The sequence below is a fragment of the Corynebacterium sp. HFH0082 genome (genome assembly GCF_000411235.1).
Lineage (GTDB): Bacteria > Actinomycetota > Actinomycetes > Mycobacteriales > Mycobacteriaceae > Corynebacterium > Corynebacterium jeikeium_D.
On sequence record NZ_KE150404.1, the window covers coordinates 346,535 to 371,320 of the forward strand.

Consider the following 24,786-nt stretch of genomic DNA (forward strand, 5'->3'; position numbering starts at 1 on the left):
TACAGCGGACCGCGGATTCGGCAAGTCGACAAAACAACTTGCCCGTCGTGCCGCCAGTTCGGGACGACGCGGCATCGTCAACCGAAGTGAAACCGCCAGGACAACAACAAAAATCCTAGGGGCAATGATTGGATAGTTGGCCAATGTCGTGGACAATAGGGAACGTGACTACTTCTGATTTTTCTGAAAATATCGAACAGCCTGCGGTTTCGCAGGAATCTGAACCATTGCCAACTCGCGGAGACGAGCAGACAGTACAGCCGCATGAGCGCCAGCCGAAGAAGGGCGAATTGCCTGCAGGTCGTCCGGAAAAGACCCAATTCGACGACGGTCTTGACTACCCGCGCATCGGCAATCTGTCCTTCCGCCGCGGCACTTTGACCCCCAACCAGGAAAAAATCTGGGAAGACAACTGGGACACTTACGGCAAGGTCCTCTCCGACGAAGTCATTGACGTGGAGGAATGGTTCGGCCGCAAGGGCCCGACCATCGTCGAGATTGGCTGCGGCACCGGCACATCCACCGTGGCTATGGCTCCGCAAGAACCGGACCACAACATCATCGCAGTTGAACTTTACCGCCCTGGCCTGGCGAAACTGCTCTCTGCCACCGTGCGCAATGAGGTGTCGAACATCCGCATGGTCCGCGGCGACGGCGTCGAGGTTTTGCAGCGCATGATCGAGCCGGAGTCGCTGGCCGGCGTGCGCCTGTTCTTCCCGGACCCGTGGCCGAAGGCACGCCATCACAAGCGCCGCATTGTGCAGTCCGGCACGTTGCGCCTGATTTCTTCGCGTCTGAAGCCCGGCGGCATTTTCCACGCTGCCACCGACCACGCGGACTACGCGGAATGGATTGAGGAACTCCGCGAGGTCGAGCCGACGCTCGAGCCCATCGCCTGGCCGTGGCCGGAATCCCCCATGCTTCTCGACCGACCGACGACCAAGTTCGAAGCCCGCGGCCTGAACCTCGACCACGACATCCACGAGTTCATCTGGCGCAAGAAAGAGGCATAGGAACATGAGCACTACCCAAAACACCTCTGCCAGCTACAACACCACCGAGACGCACCCCACCGCACTGCTCGTGTGGGATGCCCCGAACTTGGACATGGGTCTCGGCGCCATTTTGGGCTCCCGCCCGACCGCCGCGCACCGCCCGCGCTTCGACGCCGTGGGCAAATGGCTTATCGACGAAGCCGAGCGCGTATCCCACAAGATTGGCTCCGATGTCCTCCCCGAGGCCACGGTGTTCACCAACGTCAACCCGGGCTCAGCGGAGATTGTCCGCCCCTGGGTCGAGGCTCTGCGCAATGTCGGTTTCGCGGTCTTCGCAAAGCCGAAGATCGAAGAGGACACCGACGTTGACCCGGACATGATTGCGCACATCCAACGGCGTTACGACGAGGGCGTGTTGCGCAGTGTCGTCGTTGCGTCCGCCGATGGCCAGAATTTCCAGGAACTGCTGGAAAAGCTCGCATCCGAGGGGATTCCGGTAACCGTCATCGGTTTTCACGAGCACGCATCCTGGGCGCTGGCCTCCGATGCGATTCGCTTCGTTGACCTGGAGGAAATCAAGGGCGTCTTCCGCGAGCCGCTACCGCGTATCGACCTCGACCGCCTGCCAGATGGCGGTGCGTGGCTGCAGCCGTTCCGTCCGCTCACGTCGTTGCTCAAGGAGCGCGACGGTAAGAACGACGACTAGGGAGACCACCGCGGCGACGTCTAGGGAGACGAACAGGAAGACGAACAGGCTTCTTATTTATGTCACGACTTAAAAAAGTCCTCAAAACCGGCAATTCGAGCTGGCTACGATCGATAATCCTCGTGGCCCTCGTGATTGCCGGTATCGTCCTGACGGTAAGAAACTGGGACAGCGTCGTCCAGGGGCTCCAAATCCTTGCGGATGTCGATGCTAAGTGGCTGTTCATCGCCATTTTTTCCGTGGCTTTTTCGCTCTACGCGATGGCGGAAGTGATGCGTCTGCTGTTGCGAGCTGGAGGCGTAAAAGCAGCCACTCGCCGTAGCACCAATGCGCTAACCCTCGCATCCAACGCGTGGGCGGTCACCGTTCCCGGTGGTGCCGCATTCTCCACGGCGCTGCAGATTAAGCGCATGATGCAGTGGGGCGCATCCGCGGTCCTTGTCAGCTGGTTCGTGCTTTTTTCGGGCGCGTTGTCGTTTTTAGGTCTGGCATTTCTGGGGCTTGGCAGCCTCTTCTTCGTCGGACAGGGTGGCACGACCGCAGTGCTCATCGCTATGGCAATTGCGGTTTTACTAGCCACCATTTTGCTGTGGCGGATTTCGCAGAACCCGGCTTTTCTCAACAAGACAGGCGCGTGGTGTCTGCGTGTCTTTAACAAGATTCGAAAGAAGCCCGCGGACACCGATGTCGACCGACTTGAAGAGTCCGTCAAACAGCTGACCAGCGTGAAGTTGCCCGTGCAAACTTTGGCTCTTTCCTTCACCTGGTCCTTTATCAACTGGGTCGCGGAAATTGTCTGTCTCTACGCCGCCATCCGTGCCGTTGGTGTCGATGACATCTCCGCTACGAAGGTGCTGCTGGCTTTCGTAACCGGCAAGCTCGCAGGTTTCATCCAGGCCACACCGGGCGGCATCGGCACTGTCGAGGCCGCTTTGACCGCGGCTCTCATCGCAGGCGGCACCACCGGCGCCGAGGCCTTTGCAGCGGTGCTGGTCTACCGCATCGTTTCCTTCGTCCTGGTGGCAATTGTGGGCTGGATTATCTACGCCCTCGGCTTCGACCACAAGGATCAGCCCGAGCATCAGCCAGTCGCTGACCGCTAATGGCTTCCTCGCCGCTGGTCGCTGGTCACCCACCAATCTGAGGGGTCGCTAGACTAAGAAGCATGAACACACGCGTATCGACGTTCTTGATTGACATCCTCGCCATCTTTATTTTCGCCGTGTTGGCACGTCTGGCTCACAACACTCCCGAGGATCCTTTTACCTTCATCAATATCCTCGATACCTGGTGGCCGTTCGCATTCGGTGTCCTCCTGGGCACCGCGCTGATTAAGAACGAGCCGAACCCGCGTGCAGTGAGTTCAGGCGCAATTGTGTGGCTCGGCACTGTCGTCGTCGGCCTAGCTGTGTGGGCCACCCGCAATTCGGCAGTCCCGCACTGGTCCTTCATTCTGGTTGCCTCAGTCATGAGCGCCTTGCTGCTGCTGGGTTGGCGAGCAGCGTCGAATGCGGTTGCTCGTAAGTCTCTGGACTAAGCCTTTGGCCCCGTTCCTAACCCTTCGATTTAGTTCACTGACTAAATCTGGTTTTTAATTTTTGCACTCCGCCTCGATAATTGAAGAATGGACAAATCTTCAGACGAGGCTCTCGGCAATCAACCAACTGCTGAGACCCAACGAACTCATAACCCCGCAGGGTCCAGCGAAGACCGCACCTTCATGGGCCAACCGTGGGGTCTCGCCAATCTCTTCGGCATCGAAATGTGGGAGCGCTTCAGCTTCTACGGCATGCAGGCCATCCTGGCTTTCTACATGTACTACGAGACCACTCAGGGCGGTCTCGGCCTGGACAAGGGTGCTGCTACCTCTATCGTCGGTGCTTACGGCGGTCTTGTCTACATGGCCGCACTCGTTGCCTCTCTGGTTGCTGACCGTATCCTTGGCTCGGAGCGGACACTGTTCTACTCCGCCATCCTGGTCATGTTTGGCCACATCTCCTTGGCATTCATCCCCGGCGTGATTGGCCTGGCTATTGGCCTTGTCTCCATCGCAATCGGCTCCGGCGGCGTGAAGACCAACGCACAGGTCGTGCTGGGTCAGCTCTACGCAAAGGACGACCCGCGTCGTGACGCCGGCTTCTCCATCTTCTACATGGGCGTCAATATCGGTGCCCTGTTCGGCCCACTGCTCACCGGCTGGATCTGGGGAATGAAGGGCTTCCACTGGGGCTTCGGCCTGGCCGCTATCGGTATGGCTGCCGGTCTGATTCAGTACATCCTGATGCGCAAGTCCACCATCGCCGAGGCTGGCCATGAGATTCCGAACCCGCTGCCGAAGAAGCAGTACCCGGTATGGATTGGCATCGCAGTGGTCATCACTGTTGTCTCGGTTACGCTGGTTTCCACCGGAATTGTTCCGGTCACGACTCTTTCCACTGTGGTCACAGTGATTGCACTGATCGCCGCTGTGGTGCTGTGGTGGCAGATGTACTCCTCGCCACTTACGACGAAATCGGAGAAGACTCGCCTGGTCGGCTTCATCCCGATGTTCGTCTCAGGCGTGCTGTTCTTCGGTATCTTCCAGCAGCAGTTCACGGTGCTGGCCATCTACTCGGACATCCGCCTCGACCGCGAGATCTTCGGTTGGGAAATGTCCCCGGCCTGGATTAACTCGATCAACCCGATCTTCATCATCGCCTTCTCGATGGTCTTTGCAGCCGCCTGGTCCAAGCTTGGTGACCGCCAGTGGTCCACCCCAGTGAAGTTCGGTGTCGCCAACATCATCATCGGTATCTCGCTGTTCTTCTTCATCCCATTCTCCGGTGGCGGTGAGAACTCCACTCCGCTGTATGCGATTATCTGGATTCTCTTCCTGTTCACCATGGGTGAGCTCATGCTGAGCCCGGTCGGCAACGCCCTTGCTACCAAGGTCGCTCCGGCAGCATTCCCGTCGCGCATGATGGCCGTCTGGCTGATGGCAGTCGCTATGGGTACTTCACTGGCAGGCACCCTGGCCGGCTTCTACAACTATGAGGATGCCGCTGCTGAGAACACCTTCTTCATCACCCTGGGTATCGCCTCGGTTGTCCTGGGCTTGATTCTGCTCGCACTGCGCAAGTGGATTGTCAAGGAGTTCGTCGACGTCCGGTAGGGCTGGCTCCGTAAGGCTGGCCCCCGCTCTGGCACAGCCCACGCCCACGCCCCTCCCCCTCCTCCCCACTTCACGACACCTATGTCACCTCATGCCGCCTCCACAGATGGCACGAGGTGACATAGGTGTCGTGAAGTGTTTTGGGTGGCCCTGAACATGCTTCGCCACAAACTTGCCACCAGCACAACCGCCATCCACAGATTTTTCCCACCTCCCCACCGGCTAAAATTGAGGCCATGTTTGCCATCATTACCGTCACCGGCGAGGATCACACCGGCATCATCGCCGCCGTCACCACTGCTCTGGCGGAGCAGGACGTCAACATCGTCGATGTTTCCCAGACCCTCATGGATAAATGGTTCACCATGATCCTGCGGGTGGAGTTCAACGAGAAGGCCACCCCTATCAGCACGCTGCAGGGTTACATGGATTCCGTCGGCAAGCGGGAGGGGCTTGTCATTCGAATCCAGTCTGAGGCGCTGTTCAACGCCGTCAACGAGATTTAAAGGGCGCGACCAGGATGGATTTCAACTTCGCGCAATCTAAGTTCCTCGACACCATTGACATGATCGAGAAGTACCGTCTGGATATCCGGACGGTCACCATGGGCATTTCCCTGCTCGAGTGCTCTCGCTCTGAAATGGAAGCCACCGCACAGGCGGTGTATGACCGCGTAACCAGGCAGGCCGCTCGCCTCGTGGAGGTCTGCGAGGGTATCGAGGCGGAGCTGGGCATTCCGATCGTCAATAAGCGCATCTCCGTCACACCAGTTTCCCTCATCACGGCCGGTTGCGAAGGCGATCCCACAGTGGTTGCCAAGGCGCTCGACCGCGCCGCCCGCGATTCTGGGGTGAACTTCCTCGGCGGCTACTCGGCGCTCGTCGAAAAGGGCGCGACCACCAGCGAGAAGTGGCTCATCGACTCCATTCCCCACGCTCTTAGCGAGACCGAATTGGTGTGCAGTTCGGTCAACGTTGCGTCGTCACGCGCGGGCATCAACATGGATGCGGTGCGCCGCATGGGCGAGGTAGTGAAGGAAGCTGCGGCGCAAACCGCTGACCGCAGCTCGATTGCCTGTGCCAAGCTGGTGGTTTTCGCCAATGCGGTGGGCGACAATCCTTTCATGGCCGGCGCGTTCCACGGCGTTGGGGAGCCAGATTGTGTCGTGTCCGTCGGCGTTTCGGGTCCGGGCGTGGTCGATCGCGCGCTCGGCGATCTGCAGGGCGCCAGCTTTAACGAAGTCGCCGAGGAGATTAAGAAGGCGGCGTTCAAGATCACGCGCACGGGTCAGCTGGTCGGCACGATGGCGTCGGAGCGCCTGGGCGTGCGTTTTGGCATCGTGGACCTCTCGCTCGCGCCGACTGCAGAGATGGGCGACTCCGTCGCTCATATTCTCGAGCACATGGGGTTGGAGCAGGTCGGCACGCACGGCACCACTGCCGCGCTGGCACTGCTTAACGACGCCGTCAAGAAAGGCGGCCTGATGGCGTGTTCACGCGTCGGTGGACTGTCCGGGTCGTTCATTCCGGTCTCTGAGGACAAGGGCATGATTGATGCTGTGCGCGCGGGGTCGATCAGCATGGACAAGCTGGAGGCGATGACCTCTATTTGCTCGGTGGGCTTCGACATGATCGCGATTCCCGGCGACACGCCTGCGACCACGATTTCCGGCATGATTGCCGACGAGGCCGCCATCGGTGTGATGAACCACAAGACCACCGCAGCCCGCCTCATTCCGGTGCCGGGTACCAAGCCGGGCGATGAGGTGAACTTCGGTGGCCTGCTCGGCTACGCGCCGGTCATTGATGTCAATGCCAAGGGCAATGCCGAGTTCATTGCCCGCGGCGGCTACATCCCCGCACCTGTGCACGGGTTCAGGAACTAGTGGCTTCGGACGAGGCTCCTACGATTGCAGGCGGCGCCCATTTGCGTCATAGGCGTAGGAGCCGCTACCGACGAGAATCAAAATGAACTCGATAAATGCCCAAATGCTGACGCCGATAATGAGGAAGAAGCCAACCAGGAAAATGGCGGTAATCCAGCCGAATACCGTCAGTGCTAGCTGAATAGCACCACGCGAGTTGTGCCCCAGGTAGAAATTGTGAACACCGAGGGTGCCCAGGAAGAAGGCAAGCAGAGCCGCTGCAATCTTGGACTTATCCGAGACAGGGGAACCTGCGACCCCGTAGCCCTGGTGCGGGTTCGGGCCGCCGAAGCCAGCGGAATACGCCGGCGCCTGCTGGTTTGGGTAACCACTCTGATACGGATTCGAGTACCCGTTGTGGAAATTGTGCTGGCTCGGGTCCTGATAGCCCTGCCCCACGTTCGGCTGCTGCGGTGGGTATGGATCCGAGTACGGCATACCGGAGCTGTAAGCACCTGAGCTGTTAGCGAACTTCCCCTTGGACCTCGGCATACCGTCTTCGTCGAAATCTCCATATGGGTTTGTCGGATTCGTCATTGCACCCTACCTTTTCGCCTAGATTTCCCCGGTCATGAACAGCAGTTCCTTGGGCGATAATAACCGGTTCCGTCAGACTGCTTCCTGCAATTTTTGTCAATTTCTTTCGAAATTTTAGCGAAACTGTTGTTTTGGAACATTAAACACCAGTTCTTGAGCAAGATTCTAACAGCAAGTCCCCGTCGGGGGCGTCTCGCACATTTCGAGCTGCCTCTACTACCGCGCCAGCGATTGCTCAATCAGTTCGCGAGCCCAACCCTCAGTCCAGGCCAGCGGAGTCGTCCCCGGAATTGCCGCATCATTCGTGGCGTAGGTCGCGTGCGCACCCGCGCCGGTAATCATCTCCTGCGCTCGTGCAATCGCATCGGCCACTCCCGGAGGCACATCACAGAAGGAGTCCGATGGCACGCAGACATTCTGGACCTTGTCATTAAGAGGCCCAAAGCCGTCTCGTGGACCGCGCATCGTTGCGCCCGGAACCACAGCCTGCACAATACCGCCGAGCGGCTGCAATGACAGCTCGACGCCCACACCAGCCAGCGGAACGCCCTGGTTCACGCCCTGATTGGGGTCACGCCGCGGGTCACCCAACAGAGCCACGCCCGCAATGCGCTCGGCCGGAACAACACCGCGGCCATTGCCGATGTCAGAGGCCAAATCACCTGCAATAGCGGCACCCTGGGAGAAGCCCATCAGGACGAAGTCCGTCAGCGGACACTGCCCGTGCAAGTCAGCCATTTCCTTAGCGGTGACATCGCGCCCGACTGCCTGCGAATCATCGTAAGTGAGTTGGTCGGGCAGCTGATGCGTCTTAATCTGTGCCGGGTACGGCGTAGTCCAGACCTTGACATCGCCCTCCGAGTAGGCCCCTGAGATCGAGTTCGTCAGGCCAAGCAGCAGCGAATGCGGGTTCGCGGTCGGGGCCATCGGATCATCGTCAGCACGCGATTCTGCAGTTCCGGGCACAGCGATAACTTCTACCGCCGGGCACCACTCGGGTTGTTCGGCCAGAACCCCGCCATCGTCACCGGGGGTCGGTGGGGTTTGACCGCCTTGGTCGTCGTTAAGCCATTGCACTACGCCGAAGCCAATAGCGGCCACCAGCACAATGACCGCCAGAATTGTCAGCACTTTACGCATGAGTGCTAGCAATACGCCTTTTTAGCGGAGCTTGCAATAGTCTTCGCCACTTCCTCAGCGCTTTCCTGTGAGCGCCCCTGGGCGACCAGCTGCCCGGCAATCGCCAGCGCGATGACTTCACGCTCCTCCTCCGGTGCGTCCGCGCATGCCGCGCGGCCAGTGCCGATGAGCTGATCCTCCACCCCATCAACATCGATTCCCGCTTTTTCCAGCGCTCCGAGGTATGAATCGTCCGCCTCGCTGAGCTTCATCTGCCCATCGGGCGCTTCGTCCACGCGCTTAGCTTGGGGATCTGTGATCTCCGGCGCAGACTTTTCGCTCGACTTCGGCGCAGAAGTCTTCGTGCTTGACGACGTCGTGGAGGTCTTCGTAGTCGTCGACGAGGTGACCTCCGAAGATTCCACTGTGGAACTGCCACAGGCGGCCACTCCGAAGGTCAGCAGCGCAACAGCTGTGGTTGTAGCCAGTGTCCGGAAGGACTTGTTCATGGACATTTGTCTATCCCTTATTCAGTGCCCTGCTTTGGTTGGCTTACTTGTCATCACCGTTGTCGGCGGCTGGGGCCGGCGCTTCTGGCTTATTGCGCTCTTCGACAATCTTGCCGTTGAGCTGACGAATCCAGCCACCCTCGAACTGCTGCTCAAGACCGCCGGCCTTGACTGGCTGCAGTGGGCCGACCGGGTAGCCGAACGGGCCATTTTCGTAGCCAGTGCTGCCCCAGTGGTCAGTGATGTCGTTGGAGCGCACCGGCTGTGCACCAGTTTCCGGAGTCCAGTAAATGGCACCGTGTTCGAAGCGCTGGAAAGCGCCGCGGGCGAGCTTGACCTCGTCGCCGTCGACAGGCAGACCCAGATCGGACTCAGCGCCACCGAGCTCCTTGTAGACACGGCCGATTTCACCACGCACGATGCGAGGTTCTTCGCCGCCGATCTTGACGATGGTGCCACCCTGGAAGTCCTGGGCGACACCGCCCGGAATATCGCGGTGGTTGGCGACTGGGTAGCCCAGCGGACCGGTCTCGAAGCCGGCCTTGCCCCAGACGTTCATAATGTCGCCGGTGACTTCGTGGGCTCCGCCTTCCGGAGTCCAGTAAATCGAGCCCTTTTCAAAGTGGACGAATCGTCCCGAGCCATCCGGCGTAGCCAATTCGTTGGTCACTGGGTAGCCGAGCGGCGAGGACGGACCGCCGAGCTCGTTGTAACGCGAACCGATGCGCCCCCAGACCACATGTGCCCCGGAATCCGGGTGCCAGTAGGCGGTACCGCCGGTGAAGTCCTGAGCCACGCCATTCTTGGCGACACCATACTCATCCGACAGGCAGGTGCCGATTCCCGGCAGCGATGCGACGGCCTTTTCAATCTCGCCGCCTACACGGCAGACCGCGCCACGATCGGACTCCGGCAACTGGAGTGCATCGGCCAGCGTTGGCCAGGCCTGACTGACCTCGAATTGCCAGTACGGCCAGGTGTGAGTACCCGAGCTCCGGAAGTTCACAACCGGCTCGACGCCCTTTTCACGAGCATTCCGGATGAAGGTCTCACTGGTCATGCGGGAAAGCACTTCCAATGCGTAACCGGTCGGATTGTCCGGCTTCGTCGGATTGATCTGCGACGGCACGTCCCACTCACCGGTGTTGCCGTTACCCGCCGAGATGTACAGCGACATGCCCTTGAGCTTGTCGATGTTCAGCTTCGGATCATTGTCCTTCCAACGCTGCGAACCGAGCGGGCCCCACATCTTCGTCGCGTCATAGCCACCGGTGTTCTTCATCGCCAGAGCGATTGCCTGCGGCATGCCGGGCGAAGTCATGTCTAGGTAACCTGAGAGGCTACCGGCAAACTTCCACAGCTCCGGCGAGTGTGCTGCGACGTTGTAAGCACCGGTAGCGCCCATGGAGATACCGATGATGCCGCGTTCATCGTTGCCGCGGAAGCCGTTGGTGATAACCGGCACGAGCTCCTTGGTAATGAAGCTCTCCCACTTGTAGTTCTGACCGTTATCCGGCTGATCCCAGTCAGAGTAGAAGGACGATGTACCGCCGGCGGGCATAACCACCAGGACATTCTTGTCCTCGTAGAAGCGTTCGATATTGGTAGCGCGAATCCAACCGGAGTAGTCATCAAACGATGCCATACCGTCAAGGTGGTAGACGCTCGGGAATGTGCGCTCCTTGTCGCGGTACCAATCGCGCGGCAGCAAAATCTCAACCTGAATTGGCTTCTCCGGCATGGCAGCCGAGCGAATGTGCGCAATGACGTGGTGATCTGTGTACCACTCGACTTTGTCTACGCTGACTCCGCTGGGCAGGTTCGCCACTGCGGGAGTATCGACTTTAAATGGCGTACGCTCCGGCCCTGGCATCGGCTTCGGCATGCCCAGGCCAGGTAGCTGCGCACCAGCAGCTTGCGCTGCTTCAGCGGCCTTAGCAAGGTCTCCCAGGTCTCCAGATTGAGCTAACTGCCCCTGAACGGCCTGAAGTTCCTCGTAGCTGGGCAGACCTGGCTGAGCTGGCTCGGGAGCCGCCACTGCAGCAGGGGCACCGAGAGCGAGAGTCAACGGTAGTGCCAAAAGTGCGGTCAACGCCCGCGATGACTTCCGGCTGTTGCCGAGGCCACCACGGAGGAATCTAGCGGTTACGCGCATAAGAGGGCTTCCCTTTACAAAGTCGCTGGTTGAAATTATTTGAGACATTGAGTGTTGCACCGGCGCCGATTAGGCACCTGCAGATAGCATCACGCGGCGCTAGAGCTATGCGTTTACCGTTCCGCTTCTCAAAATTACGTGGTGACCAGCAACGTATCCGAAGGTTCCCCTCCTCCGGCGTGCCGCTGCACGAAGAATCTCACACACGTTCTGCGAAACAAACGGTATAGCTACCTGAATAGCTTCACCCTTTACTTTAAGGTTCGACTCTCATGTTTACCCTCTTACGGGTAAAAACCGTGGAGACACACGCAAAAGGAACTGAATTCAAGCTTTGACAGCGCAACTCTTTGCGCCCCTCTAAGCCGTTACCCACACCTTCCGCTCAGCATCCAAACCCGGACTCGACACAGAAAAAAGACCAATCCCAACAAAAGGATTGGTCTTTTTTCAAAATTGAGACTTCTTAAGAAGCTAGCCCCTTTACGCAGTTATCCAGCACCAGAGCTAGGTCAGCACACGAGGGCACCAGAGCGCTCTGAAACAAATACCGACTTAAAGCCCCAGCGCCCCAAGAATGTACGGGCGAGCAAGCGCGGCATCACGGCCCCACAGCTCCCACGAGTGGATACCGTTCGGGCTGTAGACAAACTGCGCATTGAGGCCGGCAGCGCGAGCGTCCTGCTCAAAGCGCTGCGTCGAAGCGCGGGAGACGGACTCCATTACGGCACGCCAGACAGTGTCAGGGAGCTGCGGCACCGGACGGTTCAAAACCTCCGGGTCACTCCACAGGCTCTGAACACCCTGGGCGGAGGAAACATACATCGGCAGCCCCTGGAGCTGATCGAGCAGCATCGAAGGGTCATGAGCCTGGCGTTCCGCCGCCGCCGGAACCGGAAGACCCCACATGCCAGTCGGATTCACAACACCAGTGCCGGCCACCATTGCAGTGGTACCCGTAGCAACTACCGGGTTGGACATCTGGTAGTAACCGGACAGCGAAGTGACCTGCTTGAACTGATCACGGTGACGGGCCGCCAGTGCCACTGCCGCGGCTGCGCCCATGGACAAACCAGCAATCGCGTTGCGGTTTGGATTAACACCAAACTCACGCTGCAAATAGACCGGGAGCTCCTGGGTCAGGAAGGTTTCCCACTTCTGGGTCTTGACCCCTTCAGCGGTCACTGCCGGAGCGTTCCAGTCGGCATAGAAGGAGCCGTCGCCAGCAGCCGGCGCAACCAGAGTGATGTTGTCATTGGCAAAAGTCTGAGCAATATGGCCCGACCAAATCCAACCGGACGCACCCTTATTAAAGCCCCACAGACCGTCGAGCATGTACAGGGAGGCATCGCCGCCACCAGTAGCCGCCTTGATCTGAACCGGAATATTGCGGTTCATAGCTGGCGAGAAAACCTGGCAGTACTGAACCCACCAGTTGTATGGATCCCACTCACAGCCTGGGCGCAGTCGATCACGGTTTGGATCAGCACTCGCGTCCTTCGCGGATGCGAGCATGATGCCGCCAAAGACCATCGCAACCGCTACGAGGGCAGCTACGACCTTCACCGTGAAGTTACGACTCACTGCAGTAAAGCTCATCGTTCTCCTCTTTACTTTCGGACTTACCTCCGCGCCAGACTTCTCGGAGGCAGTCGCTTGCGCGAGCTTTCGCTTTTCTGCTTCCAGTTGTGACGCGACAACTGGAGACTCCACAAAAGAATCTCGAGTATGTAACGATACTCAATCGTTTCCCTACAACCAAGTTAAAATCGTAACCATTCCGTAATATTTCTCACATTTCCCCTCAAAACTATTCACCACAAGGAGAAACGCTGTTTACCAGCGAGGAATTACAAAATTGTAATTCCGCCCCCGACTAATCCGTAGGACTGACTGAGACATCTAAAACACGCCTACAAGAACCCCAAACACAACCTAAGTACTAACGAGATACAGAAAAAAGCCCATGCACCCCTCGATGCATGGGCCTTCAGCTACCAACCGAACCCGACTAGAACCCGACGAGAAAACCGACGGAAATCGCAGTTCGCTTAAAGGGAAAAGAACTGGGAACTACCCCAGAGTCGGGACAGCGTAGACAGCGATAGCAATGGACAGCAGCCACAGTACGGCCAGTGCCTGCAGCGGACGGTCCTTGAGCGCAATCTCATCCGGGCTTCCCGCATCACCACGGTCAACGTCGGCTGCGAAGCGCAGGATGGCCACAGTGAATGGAACCATCGAGATCTCGTACCAAATAGCCGAAGTCGACGAAGTGCCCGGCGCGCGGCCCATCTCAAAGCCCCACAGCGCGTAGCTCAGCACCACGGCGGTCGCAGCGAGGGTCCACACAAAGCGCAGGTAAGTCGCGGTGTAACCCTGCAACGACTTACGAATCTTCTTACCTGTGCGCTCCGCCAACAGCAGCTCAGCGTAACGCTTACCGGCTGCCATGAACAGCGAACCAAAGGCCGCAACCAGCAAGAACCACTGGGACAGGTTGATGTTGGCAGCAACACCGCCGGCCATTGCACGCAGCATGAAACCCGAGGACACCAGCGCAATATCAATCACCGGCTGATGCTTCAGGCCAAAGCAGTAACCGAGCTGCAGCGCAATGTATACAGCCACAACAATTGCTAGCCCTGGCCCCTCAGAGGCGAACCAGGACACCGCAATCGAACCAATAATCAGTGCGACCGCCATAATGTACGCCATGCTCACCGGCAGTACGCCAGCGGCAATTGGGCGGAAGCGCTTGGTTGGGTGCGCGCGGTCAGCTTCGACATCGCGGGCATCATTAATCAAGTAAATCGACGATGCGGCCAAACAGAAGGCCACAAACGCCACCAGGATGTCGACGGTCAGCGTGCCGATCGAACGTCCCGAGTCCATGATCTCGTTGCCGGCCGCCAGTGGAGCCGCAATGACCAGGACATTCTTCACCCACTGCTTCGGGCGAAGCGCCTTGATCATGCCGTCCAGCAGATTCTTCGGCGGATGCCCCTGCGGGTGCGCAGGCTCATCGATACCGGAAGTGTGCGGCTCGGACCCAATCCTTGATTGAGAAGCTCGCCTCTGGTTGGCCGACACATTGGCCAAGTTGTCGTTCTCCGCCTGTGTCACTGTGCATTCCTTTCCGCAATGGAGGGCTGTCCACCCTGGTTATGCTGCGCCTTTTTCGGCTCGATGACCTTATCACCTATCTTGTCCACCGCAAGAGCAGTGGCTGTACCCAGCGCTGCTCCGAGAGCGACATCGGTTGGGTAATGCACTCCCAGCACCAGGCGGGAGAGCATGATTGCCGGCACACCCACAGCCGGGGCTGCCGGGTAACCCAACTTTGCAATCCCCACCAGCGCCGCCGTCGTCGACGTCGCGTGCGAGGACGGGAAACTCAGCTTGCTCGGCGTACCAACGCCGATTGCTATACGACGGTCATGGGGACGCGGGCGACGGACAATGCGCTTAAGCACCACCGATGCCGCATGCGAGGTAAAGGCGGATACACCGACCTTTGCCCAGCCAATGCGTCGCTCCTTATCCACCGCCGCCCCGAGGGCAGCGAGCCCCATCCACCCAAGGGCGTGCTCACCGAAATAGCTCATGGCACGCGCGGTGGGCAGCACACCCGGAACGTCGTTAAGCGTGTGCTGAATAGTAACGAGAACGTCGGACTCGCCGAACGGATCGCCTTTAATTTTCGAAGACATTCGCCCAGGCCTTCCTACTGGTCAGATCGTCATAGGCTGCGCGGTAGCGTGCCTGCATTTGCTCGAACCGCTCCTCAACCTGCTTTTGCAGCTCCCAGGATTCTTCCAGCAGAGCCTTGGCCTTGTCGCGGTCACGTTGGCGATACACCACGCCACGGCCGTCAGCGGTGGTGACCGTTGCGCCATCCAGACGCGACAGGGAGAACCAACGAGCCTCCAGCGGCGCCAGGTTTGCCTGCGGCACCGCATGGTGCTCGGAGTTTTCCGGGCGCACGCTGTGAAGCAGCCCCTTGGCCAGCCAACCGACCTTCTTCAGCTTGCCCAGACGACCACCGACATCCTTTGTCGGAATCCCCGGAATACCGGAGGGCTTTGGCAGATCGCCTGCGCTCGGCAGCACAACCGCGTCGGGGAAGCTCTTACGCAGGGCATTGATACGCGGCAGCGAGGACTCGAGAATATCGAACAGGTGCTCCGGACCTGCCAGGAAGTCCTTCATGGCTTCGTTCTGGATGGCAACAGTGGAGTACTCCAGGCACAGAAGGTGCTTGAAAGTGGCCTTGCGCATGGAACGCACGATACCGGCAGCATCGCCCTCGTGCTGAAGAGCCGCGACAATCAAGCGGTTGCGCAGATGGAAGTACGCCTGCCAGTCAATGGCGTCGTCCTTGTCCGACCAGGCCATATGCCAAATTGCTACGCCCGGCCACGTGGCCGTCGGAAAGCCTGCCCTGCCTGCGCGCAAACCGTATTCGGCATCGTCCCACTTAATAAACAGTGGCAGCGGCTGACCGATCGTCTCAGCAGCGACGCGCGGAATCAAGCACATCCACCAGCCGTTGAACTCAACATCGATGCGACGGTGAAGGTCCTTCGAATCAACAACCTCACCGGTTGCGTTGGTGCCATGCTCCCCGCGATCGCGCAGCGGGTGCGCATAAAAGTCGTGGTCATAGTGGACGTGCGGAGCGGAAGTCCACATGAAGTCATGGCGGCCGATGACTTCACCCATCGAGTGCAAGTGGCTGCGCTCCTGCAGGTTCAGCATCTGACCGCCGACCAGCATCGGGGACTTCGCGAACCGGCCGACAGCGACCGCACGCAGAATGGAATCCGGTTCGATGGCGATGTCGTCATCCATGTAGAGAATGAACGGGCTATCGGTCGCACGCTTCGAATCCGAATCCGGACCTCCCAGGGCCTCATACATAATGCGGGAGTACCCGCCGGAACCACCGAGATTTCCCTGTGGGAAGATACGCAGGCGGTCACCAAAGTGCTCGGCGACAGCATCGAAGCCCGGCTCGTCTGCCGGGTGCTTGGTGCCCTGGTCAGGCATCAAAACAGCATCGATGATGGCATCGACTTCAGGATCCGAGGACAGCGCCTCAAGAGCAGCAACTGCATCGGTCGGGCGATTGAACGTCGGGATGCCGATAGTGACGCGCCCCTCCGGCGCCGGGTGCTCCGTGCCGTCCGGGTACGTCTGGCTCGGCGCCTCGATATCGGAGTACCAACCTGCGGAGTGGATTACCACGTCCGTCTCACAGGTGAGGTCGAACCAAATCCAGCCGCCGTCTTCAAATTGCGTCAGCGGTACTGGGATTTCGCAGACGTGGACATCCTTGCCGTCCACCTTGGCTTCCGCGCCTTCAGCCGCCGCACCCAGATCACCGACAACTTCGCCGGTCACGGCGATGCGCGCACCGTCAATCTTCGAACGATAAATGTCCACGCGCGCAGTACCGGACAGTTCCAGGCGCAGGACAACATTGTCCAGATTCGTCCACCGGCGCCAGTAGCTGGCCGGAAAAGCATTGAAGTAGGTTTCAAAACTAACTTCATCACCCGCCGGAATGGTGGCTGACGTGCGCGAATGCGCTTGCACACGACCGGCATTAGTCTCCGGCTCAACCAAGTAGAGCGAGCGGACATCACGGGGCTCACCCAACTTTGGCAGCAAAATCCGCTGCAGGCGTTCAACGGCAAGGCTTGACGACGTTGTCGGGGTATGTGTCCGCTTTTGTTCAGGCTGTGATGCCATGAGACGTATCAACCACTTTCCGAAAGGTCTACCGGGGGTGTTGCCGCCGATAAGTTACCGACGTTTCTATCTCATAGCATCCTAGTGCCCGTGGCGGATTGCCTCTTGTTGCCACGCTAGCGACAGCCCAGAATGTGAAAGCCCCTACGCGCTGCGGACTATCTGCTGCGCATAGGGGCTTTTTCGTTCAGGTTCTAGTTTTAAGCTCCGAGGAAACCTTCGATGCGGGCCTTGGAGTTCTGGAGGTTGCGATCCCAGGTCGGCCAATCGTGGATACCGGTCTGCTCGTATTCAAACGTCGCATCCAGACCGGAGGTACGAGCACGCAACTCAAACTCGCGGGTGGACAAGCGGGACAGCGACTCCAGCGCAACGCCACCGGCCTTCGGGACGACCCGGTAGAGGTTCTTCGGGTCACGAACCTCATCAGGAACACCATTTGCCGAGGTAATAACCAGATCCAGCCCCTTCATCTTCTCGACGTTCAGGTACGGATCATTGCGGACACGCTCCGCTGACATAGGCGCACCCCACATGTCGAAGGAGCTGTAGCCAGCCGACAGCTGAGCGGCCTCAATTGCAGTGGTCATACCCGGCGCAGTGGTGTGCAGGTAACCGGAGAAGGCAAGAGCCTGACCGAACTGGTCTCGGTGGTTGTATGCCAGCGACAGTGCGGCAGATGCACCCATGGACAGACCTGCAATGGAGTTACCAGTGCGAGAAATGCCGAACTCACGCTCAAGGTAAACCGGCAGTTCCTGAGTCAGGAAAGTCTCCCACATGTTTACAAACGGACCGTGCACACTAACCGACGGACGCTTCCAGTCGGTGTAGAAGCTACCGCCGCCACCACCTGGAATAACCAGGTTGACGTTGGATCCCTCAAAAGTACGTGGGGCGTTACCGTGCTCCACCCAGTCAGAGGCATCAGCCGGGCTACGCAGGCCATCTAGCAGGTAGAGAGCCTTGTTACCACCATTGGCAGAGGCCACAATCTGGACCGGAATATCACGATCCATGGCCGGCGAATAAACCTGGCACTTCTGGGTGAAGTACTGGTACGAATCCCATTCACAACCCGGGCGCAGCGAACCTCGGTCGCCCGCCGCGCTCGCGGCCGGCGCCATGGTCAATGCAGACGCAGCCACAGCTGCTGCGGACGCAACGGCTGCAACCTTTCGGCGCCAACCACGGAAAGTAGAGGTGATTTTCACGTGTGCATTCTCCTCACAATGTGCGACTCCCCACGACCGGTGGGAGCTATCAGGCGTGTTTCCGCTTCAGGGAATTACCTTAAGAAACAATAAATCTTCGACAAACTTACCCGCATTCACTGTTGTTTTCCAGCAGAACACGTCGAAACCCCACCTTTCGGCGGGTTCCGGTATTCGCGTTTCTACTGCGCAAGCTCGCGCGACTCCCGCGCCCCACGCCAGGTAATAATCGCGCCGGCTACCGCGATCAGCACAATGCCCAGCGCCATGGACCAAGTCACTCGGTCACCGGAAAACGCCCAGCCCAGGATTGCACCGATAACCGGATCTAGTGCAAAGAGCGTGCCGACGACCGCCGCTGAGACAATTCCCGCAGCGATGGTGTCCATCACGTAGGGAATAACAGCACCAATGAACCCAGAAATAACGATGGTGGCCCACATCGAACCGTCGACAAGCGGTGCGGCGGAAACGGAAAACGGCGCGAGCACGATTGCTGCGACGACCACTGACAGCGCCAGATCCGGCATGCCGCCGCCCTCGGAACTGCCCATTCGGGCGGAGAAGAGTGTGTAGGCGCCGAAGAAAATCGCGCCGATCGCGGCGTAACCAATGCCGATAAGGTCCAGGTCATTGGAGGGCTGGGCGATTAGGGCAACGCCGATGAAAGCGACGATGGCCCACAGGCGGGATCGCCACATTTTCAGTCCCAGGAAGGACACGACGCAGGGGCCGAGGAAGTCGATGGTGACGGCAACGCCCTGCGGGAGGCGGGCGATAGCGGCGTAAATCATCATGCTCATCATGCCCATAGCGATGCCGTAGACCACGATGTTGATGGCGCGAGCGCGGGTCATCCCGGACAGCTTTGGCCGGAACAGGACCACCATGATGATGGCGGCGGCAGTCATGCGCAAGCCCGATATGCCCGGCGCGCCGACCGTGGAAAGCATGCCAGTGACCAGCACGGCCGCGGCCTGGGTGCCGAGAGAACCGATGAGAACCAGAATTACGGGAGCCACTGGCAGGGTGAGAAACTTGTTCACACGCTGTAGCAATGGCCCCTGCTGGGGAACTTCGGTTTGGTTTTCTTCGCGCGACACTCGCGCAATACTAGTGCGGGAGCCGCAAGCGGCAAACTAGTGCCCGCGCTCCTGCTCGATTGCTTCGCCGTCGTTGAAGAACGGCGCAATCTTGTTGTCGAACATCGACAGTGCGGAACCGATTGCCATGTGCATGTCCAGGTACTGGTAGGTACCCAGGCGACCACCGAAGAGGACCTTGTTCTCCTGCGCTTCTGCTGCGGCGAGCTTGCGGTAAGCCTCCAGCATCTCGCGATCTTCCGGGGTGTTGATCGGGTAGTAGACCTCGTCGCCATCATCGGCGAAGCGGGAGTATTCCTTAACAATTACCGTCTTGTCCTTGACGTAATCGCGCTCCGGGTGGAAGTGGCGGAACTCGTGGATACGGGTGTACGGCACATCTGCGTCGTTGTAGTTCATCACTGGGGTGCCCTGGAAATCGCCGGTGTTGACAACCTCCATCTCGAAGTCCAGCGTGCGCCATCCGAGCTTGCCCTCTGCGTAATCGAAGTAGCGGTCCAGCGGGCCGGTGTAGACGACCGGAGCATCCGGGGAGACAGCGCGCAGCTCGTCACGCACCTCGAACCAGTCGGCATCGACAACGACGTCAATCTTGTCGGAGGTCACCATGTTTTCCAGCCAGGCGGTGTAGCCGTCGACAGGCAGACCTTCGTAGGTGTCGTTGAAGTAGCGGTTATTGAAGGTGTAGCGAACGGGCAGACGGGTGATGTTTCCGGCCGGCAGGTTCTTCGGGTCGGTCTGCCACTGCTTGGCGGTGTAGTGCTTGACAAAGGCCTCGTAGAGCGGGCGGCCAATCAGGGAGATGGCCTTTTCCTCGAGGTTCTTCGCGTCCCGCGGATCCAGACCGTCAGTCTGGTCCTTAATCAGCTGGCGCGCCTCGTCCGGGCTGTAGTACTTGCCGAAGAACTGGTTGATCAGCCCCAGCCCCATCGGGAACTGGTACGCGGTGCCCTTGTACATAGCGAACACGCGGTGCTGGTAGTCGGTGAAGTCCGTGAACTGGTTGACGTAGTCCCACACCCTCTTATTAGAGGTATGGAACAGGTGCGCACCGTACTTGTGCACCTCGATGCCAGTCTCCGGCTCTGCCTCCGAGTAGGCGTTGCCGCCGATGTGGTTGCGGCGTTCGACAACGAGCACGCGCTTACCCAGCTCAGTGGCGGTCCGCTCAGCAACGGTCAAACCGAAGAAACCCGAACCGACCACGATGAGGTCGTAGGTGTTGTCCTTGATGTCCTGTAGGGACTTCGGAGCAAATTCATTGGCAGTGGTGTTCTTTTCGCTACTCACGCCTTAAAACCTATTGCATTTCCATCCGGTTTGCGGGTGTACACGCGGGCTTTACGACGTCCACGTGAGCCCAGCCCAACGTTCGTTTGGTCACATTATTTGATAATTTTCCCAAAATTAACGAAGAAACACAGATGTCTCACTAGATTTTTTTAGTCACACTGGTAACATCCTCCTCAGAATTTTCTGTTGCTTTGCAACTTTCCTTCCTTTCGACCCCGGGTAGACCTCGGGTCGATAACCCTGTACCCCATTTTTTTGGAGCTTTTACCGTGCCAACTCGCCGTCGCATCAATGCCCCGTCGATGGGCCGTCGCACCTTCCTCTATGGACTGGCAGCTACTACTGCCGCAGCTCCGCTAGCAACATGGGGTATTCGCCAGGCCCCTACTCTGGTTGAAAGCCCAGGCGTAGGCCCCATCGCGGCCAAGATCTCAACATCGCCGCTGGTTGACGCTGTCACGATGATGATTGACGACGCAGCCGTCGGCACCCATGCCATTACCGATGCCCTGCACCCGCTTCGCGGATTCGTGAAGGACATCACCCGCGACGAACCGTTCTCCCAGTTCGCACTCACCTGGCCGGGCGATGACAATCTGCAGCTCTACGTTCGCGCCGAGCGCGAAGACGGCAGCTTTGGCCCGTGGTTCCACGCTGATTCACACGGTCCGATGAATAACTCCGGGCAGTCCGGCACCGAGCTGCTGTTCGTTGAGCCCACCCGTCGCGTGCAGGTGTCGACTGTCGGCCTGAACCTCCTCGAAGGCCTGGATCCCCGCAACATCATTGGTATCGACAACCTTGACCCCGCCACTATCGGCGGTTCCCTGCAGGACCTCGTCAGCGCTACGGCCGCATTGTCCCTCAACGCTGTCCAGGCAGTTTTCATCGACGGCGTAGAGCAGGTCGGCGAGGTTATTCAGCCAGTTGCGTACGAGTCGTCGATTGCCGGCGCGCCAAATGTAATCAGCCGTGCAGCGTGGGGCGCAGATGAGTCCATCCGCAGCGGTTCGAGCTCCTACAGCACTTTCAAGGGCGCGTGCATCCACCACACCGCGGGTTCCAATAACTACTCAGAGTCCCAGGGACCAGCCATTGTCCGTGGCATTTATGCCTACCACGCAAATACGCTGGGCTGGGGCGATATTGGCTACAACGCGCTGGTCGATAAGTACGGCAACATCTACGAGGGCCGCTACGGTGGCCTGGACAAGAACATCGAGGGCGCACACGCAGGTGGCTTCAACAACGGCACCTTCGGTATCTCGGTGATGGGCAATCACGACCAGCTGGAGATTCCGGATGCGGCCGTCACCGCACTCGGCGAGATGGTCGGCTGGCGCATGAAGGTCGGTGGCGTCGATCCGATGTCCACCGCCGCGCTGACCAGCGCCGGCTACTCGAAGGCACGCTACAGCTCCGGCCAGACCGTGAACCTCCCGGCCATCTTCGGTCACCGCGACACCGGCTACACCTCCTGCCCGGGCACCTTCGGCTACCAGCAGATGGATGCCATCCGCGCTGCAGCCAAAGCCAAGTTTGATGGTGCCGGTGGAGCGGATATCGCCGGCCGCTCGACGGATCCGAACAACCAGGACGGAGAGGCCGCCAGCATTCCGCCGATTCCGGGCACCGGCGAGTCGGGCGACAACGGCGGTTCCCTCGGAAACGTGGAAACGCCCACGCCAGGCGAGGTTGTTGGTGAGTTTCTAACTGAATCCCTGCCAACCAACCCTGCCGAAGCTACGCAGGCCTGGTTCGCACCTCAGAACTAAGCCCCCGCTTATCTAATCCAGGCATAACCACATCACATTTGTGGTGTAACACCAGATTTTCGTAATCACCCAGGAGTTATTACCGTGTTTAGTCGCCGCCGCATCAATCGCCGCGCAGGTGCCAAGCAATCCTTGGTACTCGCTGCCGTGGCGACCCTTGCCCTGACACCCGTTGCCGTTGTCGGCGCAGGTGCCGCTTATGACCTCATTGAGGAAAACGGCGCCGGCCCCATCGACCCGGTTGTCCAGAGCAAGTCGCTTGCAGACAGCGTCTCCGTTCTCGTCGAAGATGCAGCAATCGCAACGCAGTCGCTTGCCGACGAAGCTCATCCCAACCGCGGTGTCGTCAAGGAAATTACCTCCGATACTGAGTTTTCCCAGTTTGCGCTGACGTGGGCCGGTGACCCTGATATCGCCAGCTTCGTCCGCGCCGAGCGAGCAGACGGCTCCTGGTCCGACTGGTTCAGCGTTGACCCGGACTACCCCGCTGAAGGCAATGGCAACGGCCTGAACGGAACGGAGCTCATCTACATCGAGCCAACCAAGCGCGTTCAGGTTTCCACCCACGGACTTAACATCTTCGGTCCGGGTTCCGGCGTGGATCTGAAGGACATCAAGGGCGCTGAGAAGCTGGATCTATCCAAGCTCAACCTCGACGAAATTAATGCTGAGGGCGCGAAGAAGGCCGTAGAGGATGCAAAGGATTCCGCTACGGATGCTGCCAAGGATGTCGCCGAGGCCGCTTCCGACTACCAGCTGACTCCGGATGCAGCTCCTGGGGACGCACTCGATGACCCGACTGCTCCGAGCGCTAACGACGCTGCAAATCTGGACTCGCCGAATCTCCCAGTGAAGTGGACGGACATCGAACCGGTCGCCGATGAACTGCCAATCGACCAGGTCGACGCAGTGCTAATCGACGGCCAGGCTGCTGCATCCGGCATCGACCCAATTGTGGATGCCAAGAATGTCACGGGCATGCCGAAGGTCATTACCCGTGCCGGCTGGGGCGCCAACGAAAACAACCGCTGTAAGGGCGCGGACTACGACAGCAAGCTTGTCGGTGCCACCGTGCACCACACCGCTGGTTCAAACAACTACACCGAGAGCCAGTCCGCTGGTATCGTCCGCGGCATCTACCAGTACCACGCACAGACTCTGGGCTGGTGCGACATCGGATACAACGCTCTTGTCGACAAGTACGGCAACATCTACGAGGGCCGCTACGGTGGGCTGGATAAGAATGTCCAGGGCGCACACGCAGGTGGCTTCAACACCGGTACTTTCGGCATCTCCATGATGGGTAACTACTCTTCGGTTGCTCCCAGCGAGGCCGCACTGAACTCGGTGGGCAATATGATTGGTTGGCGCCTGAAGGTCGCCGGCATTAAGCCGACCGGCCAGATTCAGATGACTTCGGGTGGCACCAGCTACGCCAAGTATGGATACGGCCAGCAGGTCACTCTGCCGACAATCTTCGCGCACCGCGACGTTGGTAACACCACCTGCCCAGGTGATGCTGGCTACGCCCAGATGAGCAAGATCCGCTCGATTGCCGAGAAGAAGTACAACTCTCTCACCAGCGGAAAGATTGATAATGAGGGCCCTGACGGCTTGATTGATCTCCTCGTTCCGCAGGATGAAAAGGACGATAAGACCACCGAGAACACAGACTCGCAGTCGAGCGAATCGACCGAGTCGAGCACGTCGACCTCTACTACCTCGACCACTTCGACCACCTCGGCATCGACGGGTACGTCCACGACCTCGTCCTCCGAGAAGTCCTCGAGCGCATCGAGCGCATCGAGCACCACTTCGTCGACAACGTCGAGCTCCGACTCGACCACCTCGGGCACTTCGGATACCTCGGAGCCAACCGACGCCACGAACACCAGTGACACTGCTACGGCTGACTCCTCCGCACCGTCGGCAAGCGAGCAGAGCAACTCCTCCTCGCCGAGCGCATCCGACGAGCAGCAGAAGGCACAAGCTCTGGAGACAGTCTCGGGTGCACGTTCGATGCTGGCCTCGGCGCTGGGCATGCTCGGCGCACCGGGGCTCGGACAGACCGCCGATGCGATTCTGGGTGCCGTTGGACGCTCGATTGAAAACGGCCCGTCGATCGCTGACCTGCCGGTCCTGATTGACCAGATCATCACTATCAATGAGCAGAACGACCTGGCTGCCGAATGGCGCCAAGTTTCCGAGGAAATGGGCTCCGTTCTCGGTTACGCAATGTCCGGTATCCAGAGCGGTTCTACCGTGGCGAACAATGCTGGCCAGGCCGATGCCCTGCGCTACGTGAAGTTCTCCAACGGCGTAATCACCGACTCCGACACCACCGGCGCTCACGCTATCTGGGGCAAGATTGCTGATGAGTGGGCCCGCCAGGGCTTCGAGGTCGGCAAGCTGGGCGCTCCGACGAAGACCCAGGTGGTCGATGGAAACATCGAGCGCGCTGAGTTCCAGAACGGTTCAATCACCTTCGACCGCACCACCGGCGAAGTCAAGACCGAGCTGAAGTAAACGCTGTCGAGCGCTGGGTGAG

At 59.2% G+C, this 24,786-nt stretch carries 20 protein-coding genes; 9 read left to right on the top strand and 11 right to left on the bottom strand.

Features of this window, described 5'->3' with window-relative positions:
• The first annotated feature begins 164 nt into the window (after nucleotides 1-164).
• The 7 genes from trmB (at nucleotide 165) to HMPREF1206_RS01490 (ending at nucleotide 6,737) form a co-directional block, all read left to right on the top strand.
• Nucleotides 165-1,013 (top strand): tRNA (guanosine(46)-N7)-methyltransferase TrmB, encoded by an 849-nt coding sequence (trmB, locus tag HMPREF1206_RS01460; protein ID WP_231367157.1) that lies wholly within the window; start codon nucleotides 165-167, stop codon nucleotides 1,011-1,013.
• A gap of 4 nt (nucleotides 1,014-1,017) precedes the next feature.
• On the top strand, nucleotides 1,018-1,701 hold the full coding sequence (locus HMPREF1206_RS01465) for an NYN domain-containing protein (protein ID WP_016421634.1): 684 nt from the start codon (nucleotides 1,018-1,020) through the stop codon (nucleotides 1,699-1,701).
• Nucleotides 1,702-1,760: 59 nt separating this feature from the next.
• A complete protein-coding gene (locus tag HMPREF1206_RS01470) occupies nucleotides 1,761-2,804 on the top strand; it encodes a YbhN family protein (protein ID WP_016421635.1) in 1,044 nt (347 codons plus the stop codon).
• Between the two features lie 62 nt (nucleotides 2,805-2,866).
• Nucleotides 2,867-3,238 carry a DUF3054 domain-containing protein gene (locus tag HMPREF1206_RS01475; protein ID WP_016421636.1) on the top strand — a complete coding sequence of 124 codons (372 nt, stop codon included), beginning with the start codon at nucleotides 2,867-2,869 and terminating at the stop codon, nucleotides 3,236-3,238.
• Nucleotides 3,239-3,325: 87 nt separating this feature from the next.
• A complete protein-coding gene (locus HMPREF1206_RS01480; protein ID WP_016421637.1) occupies nucleotides 3,326-4,852 on the top strand; it encodes a peptide MFS transporter in 1,527 nt (508 codons plus the stop codon).
• A 236-nt stretch (nucleotides 4,853-5,088) separates the two neighbouring features.
• Nucleotides 5,089-5,358, top strand: a complete 270-nt coding sequence (locus tag HMPREF1206_RS01485) for an ACT domain-containing protein (RefSeq protein WP_016421638.1) — start codon at nucleotides 5,089-5,091, stop codon at nucleotides 5,356-5,358.
• Between the two features lie 14 nt (nucleotides 5,359-5,372).
• Nucleotides 5,373-6,737, top strand: a complete 1,365-nt coding sequence (locus HMPREF1206_RS01490) for a PFL family protein (RefSeq protein ID WP_016421639.1) — start codon at nucleotides 5,373-5,375, stop codon at nucleotides 6,735-6,737.
• Nucleotides 6,738-6,755: 18 nt separating this feature from the next.
• Here the strand turns inward: HMPREF1206_RS01490 and HMPREF1206_RS01495 are convergent, their stop codons facing one another.
• From HMPREF1206_RS01495 to glf, 11 genes are all read right to left on the bottom strand, one after another.
• Nucleotides 6,756-7,313 carry a TM2 domain-containing protein gene (locus tag HMPREF1206_RS01495; protein WP_016421640.1) on the bottom strand — a complete coding sequence of 186 codons (558 nt, stop codon included), beginning with the start codon at nucleotides 7,311-7,313 and terminating at the stop codon, nucleotides 6,756-6,758.
• A 216-nt stretch (nucleotides 7,314-7,529) separates the two neighbouring features.
• The gene (locus tag HMPREF1206_RS01500; protein WP_016421641.1) at nucleotides 7,530-8,453 is read right to left on the bottom strand and encodes a cutinase family protein; all 924 of its coding nucleotides are present in this window, start codon (nucleotides 8,451-8,453) and stop codon (nucleotides 7,530-7,532) included.
• 5 nt (nucleotides 8,454-8,458) lie between these two features.
• Nucleotides 8,459-8,947 carry a DUF732 domain-containing protein gene (locus HMPREF1206_RS01505; RefSeq protein ID WP_016421642.1) on the bottom strand — a complete coding sequence of 163 codons (489 nt, stop codon included), beginning with the start codon at nucleotides 8,945-8,947 and terminating at the stop codon, nucleotides 8,459-8,461.
• A 37-nt stretch (nucleotides 8,948-8,984) separates the two neighbouring features.
• Nucleotides 8,985-11,096 (bottom strand): alpha/beta hydrolase-fold protein, encoded by a 2,112-nt coding sequence (locus HMPREF1206_RS01510; RefSeq protein WP_016421643.1) that lies wholly within the window; start codon nucleotides 11,094-11,096, stop codon nucleotides 8,985-8,987.
• Nucleotides 11,097-11,651: 555 nt separating this feature from the next.
• Nucleotides 11,652-12,695 carry an alpha/beta hydrolase family protein gene (locus tag HMPREF1206_RS01515; RefSeq protein ID WP_016421644.1) on the bottom strand — a complete coding sequence of 348 codons (1,044 nt, stop codon included), beginning with the start codon at nucleotides 12,693-12,695 and terminating at the stop codon, nucleotides 11,652-11,654.
• A 474-nt stretch (nucleotides 12,696-13,169) separates the two neighbouring features.
• Nucleotides 13,170-14,189, bottom strand: coding sequence for a decaprenyl-phosphate phosphoribosyltransferase (locus tag HMPREF1206_RS01520; RefSeq protein WP_042388985.1), 1,020 nt, complete (start codon nucleotides 14,187-14,189; stop codon nucleotides 13,170-13,172).
• 29 nt (nucleotides 14,190-14,218) lie between these two features.
• The gene (locus HMPREF1206_RS01525) at nucleotides 14,219-14,809 is read right to left on the bottom strand and encodes a phosphatase PAP2 family protein (protein WP_016421646.1); all 591 of its coding nucleotides are present in this window, start codon (nucleotides 14,807-14,809) and stop codon (nucleotides 14,219-14,221) included.
• Complete coding sequence (locus HMPREF1206_RS01530) at nucleotides 14,793-16,853, bottom strand: glycosyltransferase (protein WP_016421647.1); 2,061 nt, start codon at nucleotides 16,851-16,853, stop codon at nucleotides 14,793-14,795. The genes HMPREF1206_RS01525 and HMPREF1206_RS01530 overlap by 17 nt, the downstream gene beginning before the upstream one ends.
• A 200-nt stretch (nucleotides 16,854-17,053) precedes the next feature.
• Nucleotides 17,054-18,067 (bottom strand): alpha/beta hydrolase family protein, encoded by a 1,014-nt coding sequence (locus HMPREF1206_RS01535; RefSeq protein WP_016421648.1) that lies wholly within the window; start codon nucleotides 18,065-18,067, stop codon nucleotides 17,054-17,056.
• A gap of 182 nt (nucleotides 18,068-18,249) precedes the next feature.
• Nucleotides 18,250-19,170, bottom strand: a complete 921-nt coding sequence (locus HMPREF1206_RS01540; RefSeq protein WP_231367158.1) for a DMT family transporter — start codon at nucleotides 19,168-19,170, stop codon at nucleotides 18,250-18,252.
• A 36-nt stretch (nucleotides 19,171-19,206) separates the two neighbouring features.
• The gene (gene glf / locus HMPREF1206_RS01545) at nucleotides 19,207-20,403 is read right to left on the bottom strand and encodes a UDP-galactopyranose mutase (RefSeq protein ID WP_042388989.1); all 1,197 of its coding nucleotides are present in this window, start codon (nucleotides 20,401-20,403) and stop codon (nucleotides 19,207-19,209) included.
• 329 nt (nucleotides 20,404-20,732) lie between these two features.
• Here glf and HMPREF1206_RS01550 point away from each other — a divergent pair, with 329 nt between their 5' ends.
• A complete protein-coding gene (locus HMPREF1206_RS01550; RefSeq protein ID WP_016421651.1) occupies nucleotides 20,733-22,238 on the top strand; it encodes an N-acetylmuramoyl-L-alanine amidase in 1,506 nt (501 codons plus the stop codon).
• Between the two features lie 84 nt (nucleotides 22,239-22,322).
• The gene (locus tag HMPREF1206_RS01555) at nucleotides 22,323-24,764 is read left to right on the top strand and encodes an N-acetylmuramoyl-L-alanine amidase (RefSeq protein WP_016421652.1); all 2,442 of its coding nucleotides are present in this window, start codon (nucleotides 22,323-22,325) and stop codon (nucleotides 24,762-24,764) included.
• Nucleotides 24,765-24,786: the final 22 nt, after the last annotated feature.

Bases quoted from the DNA above. Each gene is read 5' to 3' on its own strand.
- HMPREF1206_RS01530 (WP_016421647.1), bottom strand. From the start codon at position 16,853: ATGGCATCACAGCCTGAACAAAAGCGGACACATACCCCGACAACGTCG.
- HMPREF1206_RS01475 (WP_016421636.1), top strand. From the start codon at position 2,867: ATGAACACACGCGTATCGACGTTCTTGATTGACATCCTCGCCATCTTT.
- HMPREF1206_RS01485 (WP_016421638.1), top strand. From the start codon at position 5,089: ATGTTTGCCATCATTACCGTCACCGGCGAGGATCACACCGGCATCATC.
- HMPREF1206_RS01495 (WP_016421640.1), bottom strand. From the start codon at position 7,313: ATGACGAATCCGACAAACCCATATGGAGATTTCGACGAAGACGGTATG.
- HMPREF1206_RS01505 (WP_016421642.1), bottom strand. From the start codon at position 8,947: ATGTCCATGAACAAGTCCTTCCGGACACTGGCTACAACCACAGCTGTT.
- HMPREF1206_RS01515 (WP_016421644.1), bottom strand. From the start codon at position 12,695: ATGAGCTTTACTGCAGTGAGTCGTAACTTCACGGTGAAGGTCGTAGCT.
- HMPREF1206_RS01510 (WP_016421643.1), bottom strand. From the start codon at position 11,096: ATGCGCGTAACCGCTAGATTCCTCCGTGGTGGCCTCGGCAACAGCCGG.
- HMPREF1206_RS01470 (WP_016421635.1), top strand. From the start codon at position 1,761: ATGTCACGACTTAAAAAAGTCCTCAAAACCGGCAATTCGAGCTGGCTA.
- HMPREF1206_RS01500 (WP_016421641.1), bottom strand. From the start codon at position 8,453: ATGCGTAAAGTGCTGACAATTCTGGCGGTCATTGTGCTGGTGGCCGCT.
- HMPREF1206_RS01490 (WP_016421639.1), top strand. From the start codon at position 5,373: ATGGATTTCAACTTCGCGCAATCTAAGTTCCTCGACACCATTGACATG.
- HMPREF1206_RS01465 (WP_016421634.1), top strand. From the start codon at position 1,018: ATGAGCACTACCCAAAACACCTCTGCCAGCTACAACACCACCGAGACG.
- HMPREF1206_RS01480 (WP_016421637.1), top strand. From the start codon at position 3,326: ATGGACAAATCTTCAGACGAGGCTCTCGGCAATCAACCAACTGCTGAG.
- HMPREF1206_RS01525 (WP_016421646.1), bottom strand. From the start codon at position 14,809: ATGTCTTCGAAAATTAAAGGCGATCCGTTCGGCGAGTCCGACGTTCTC.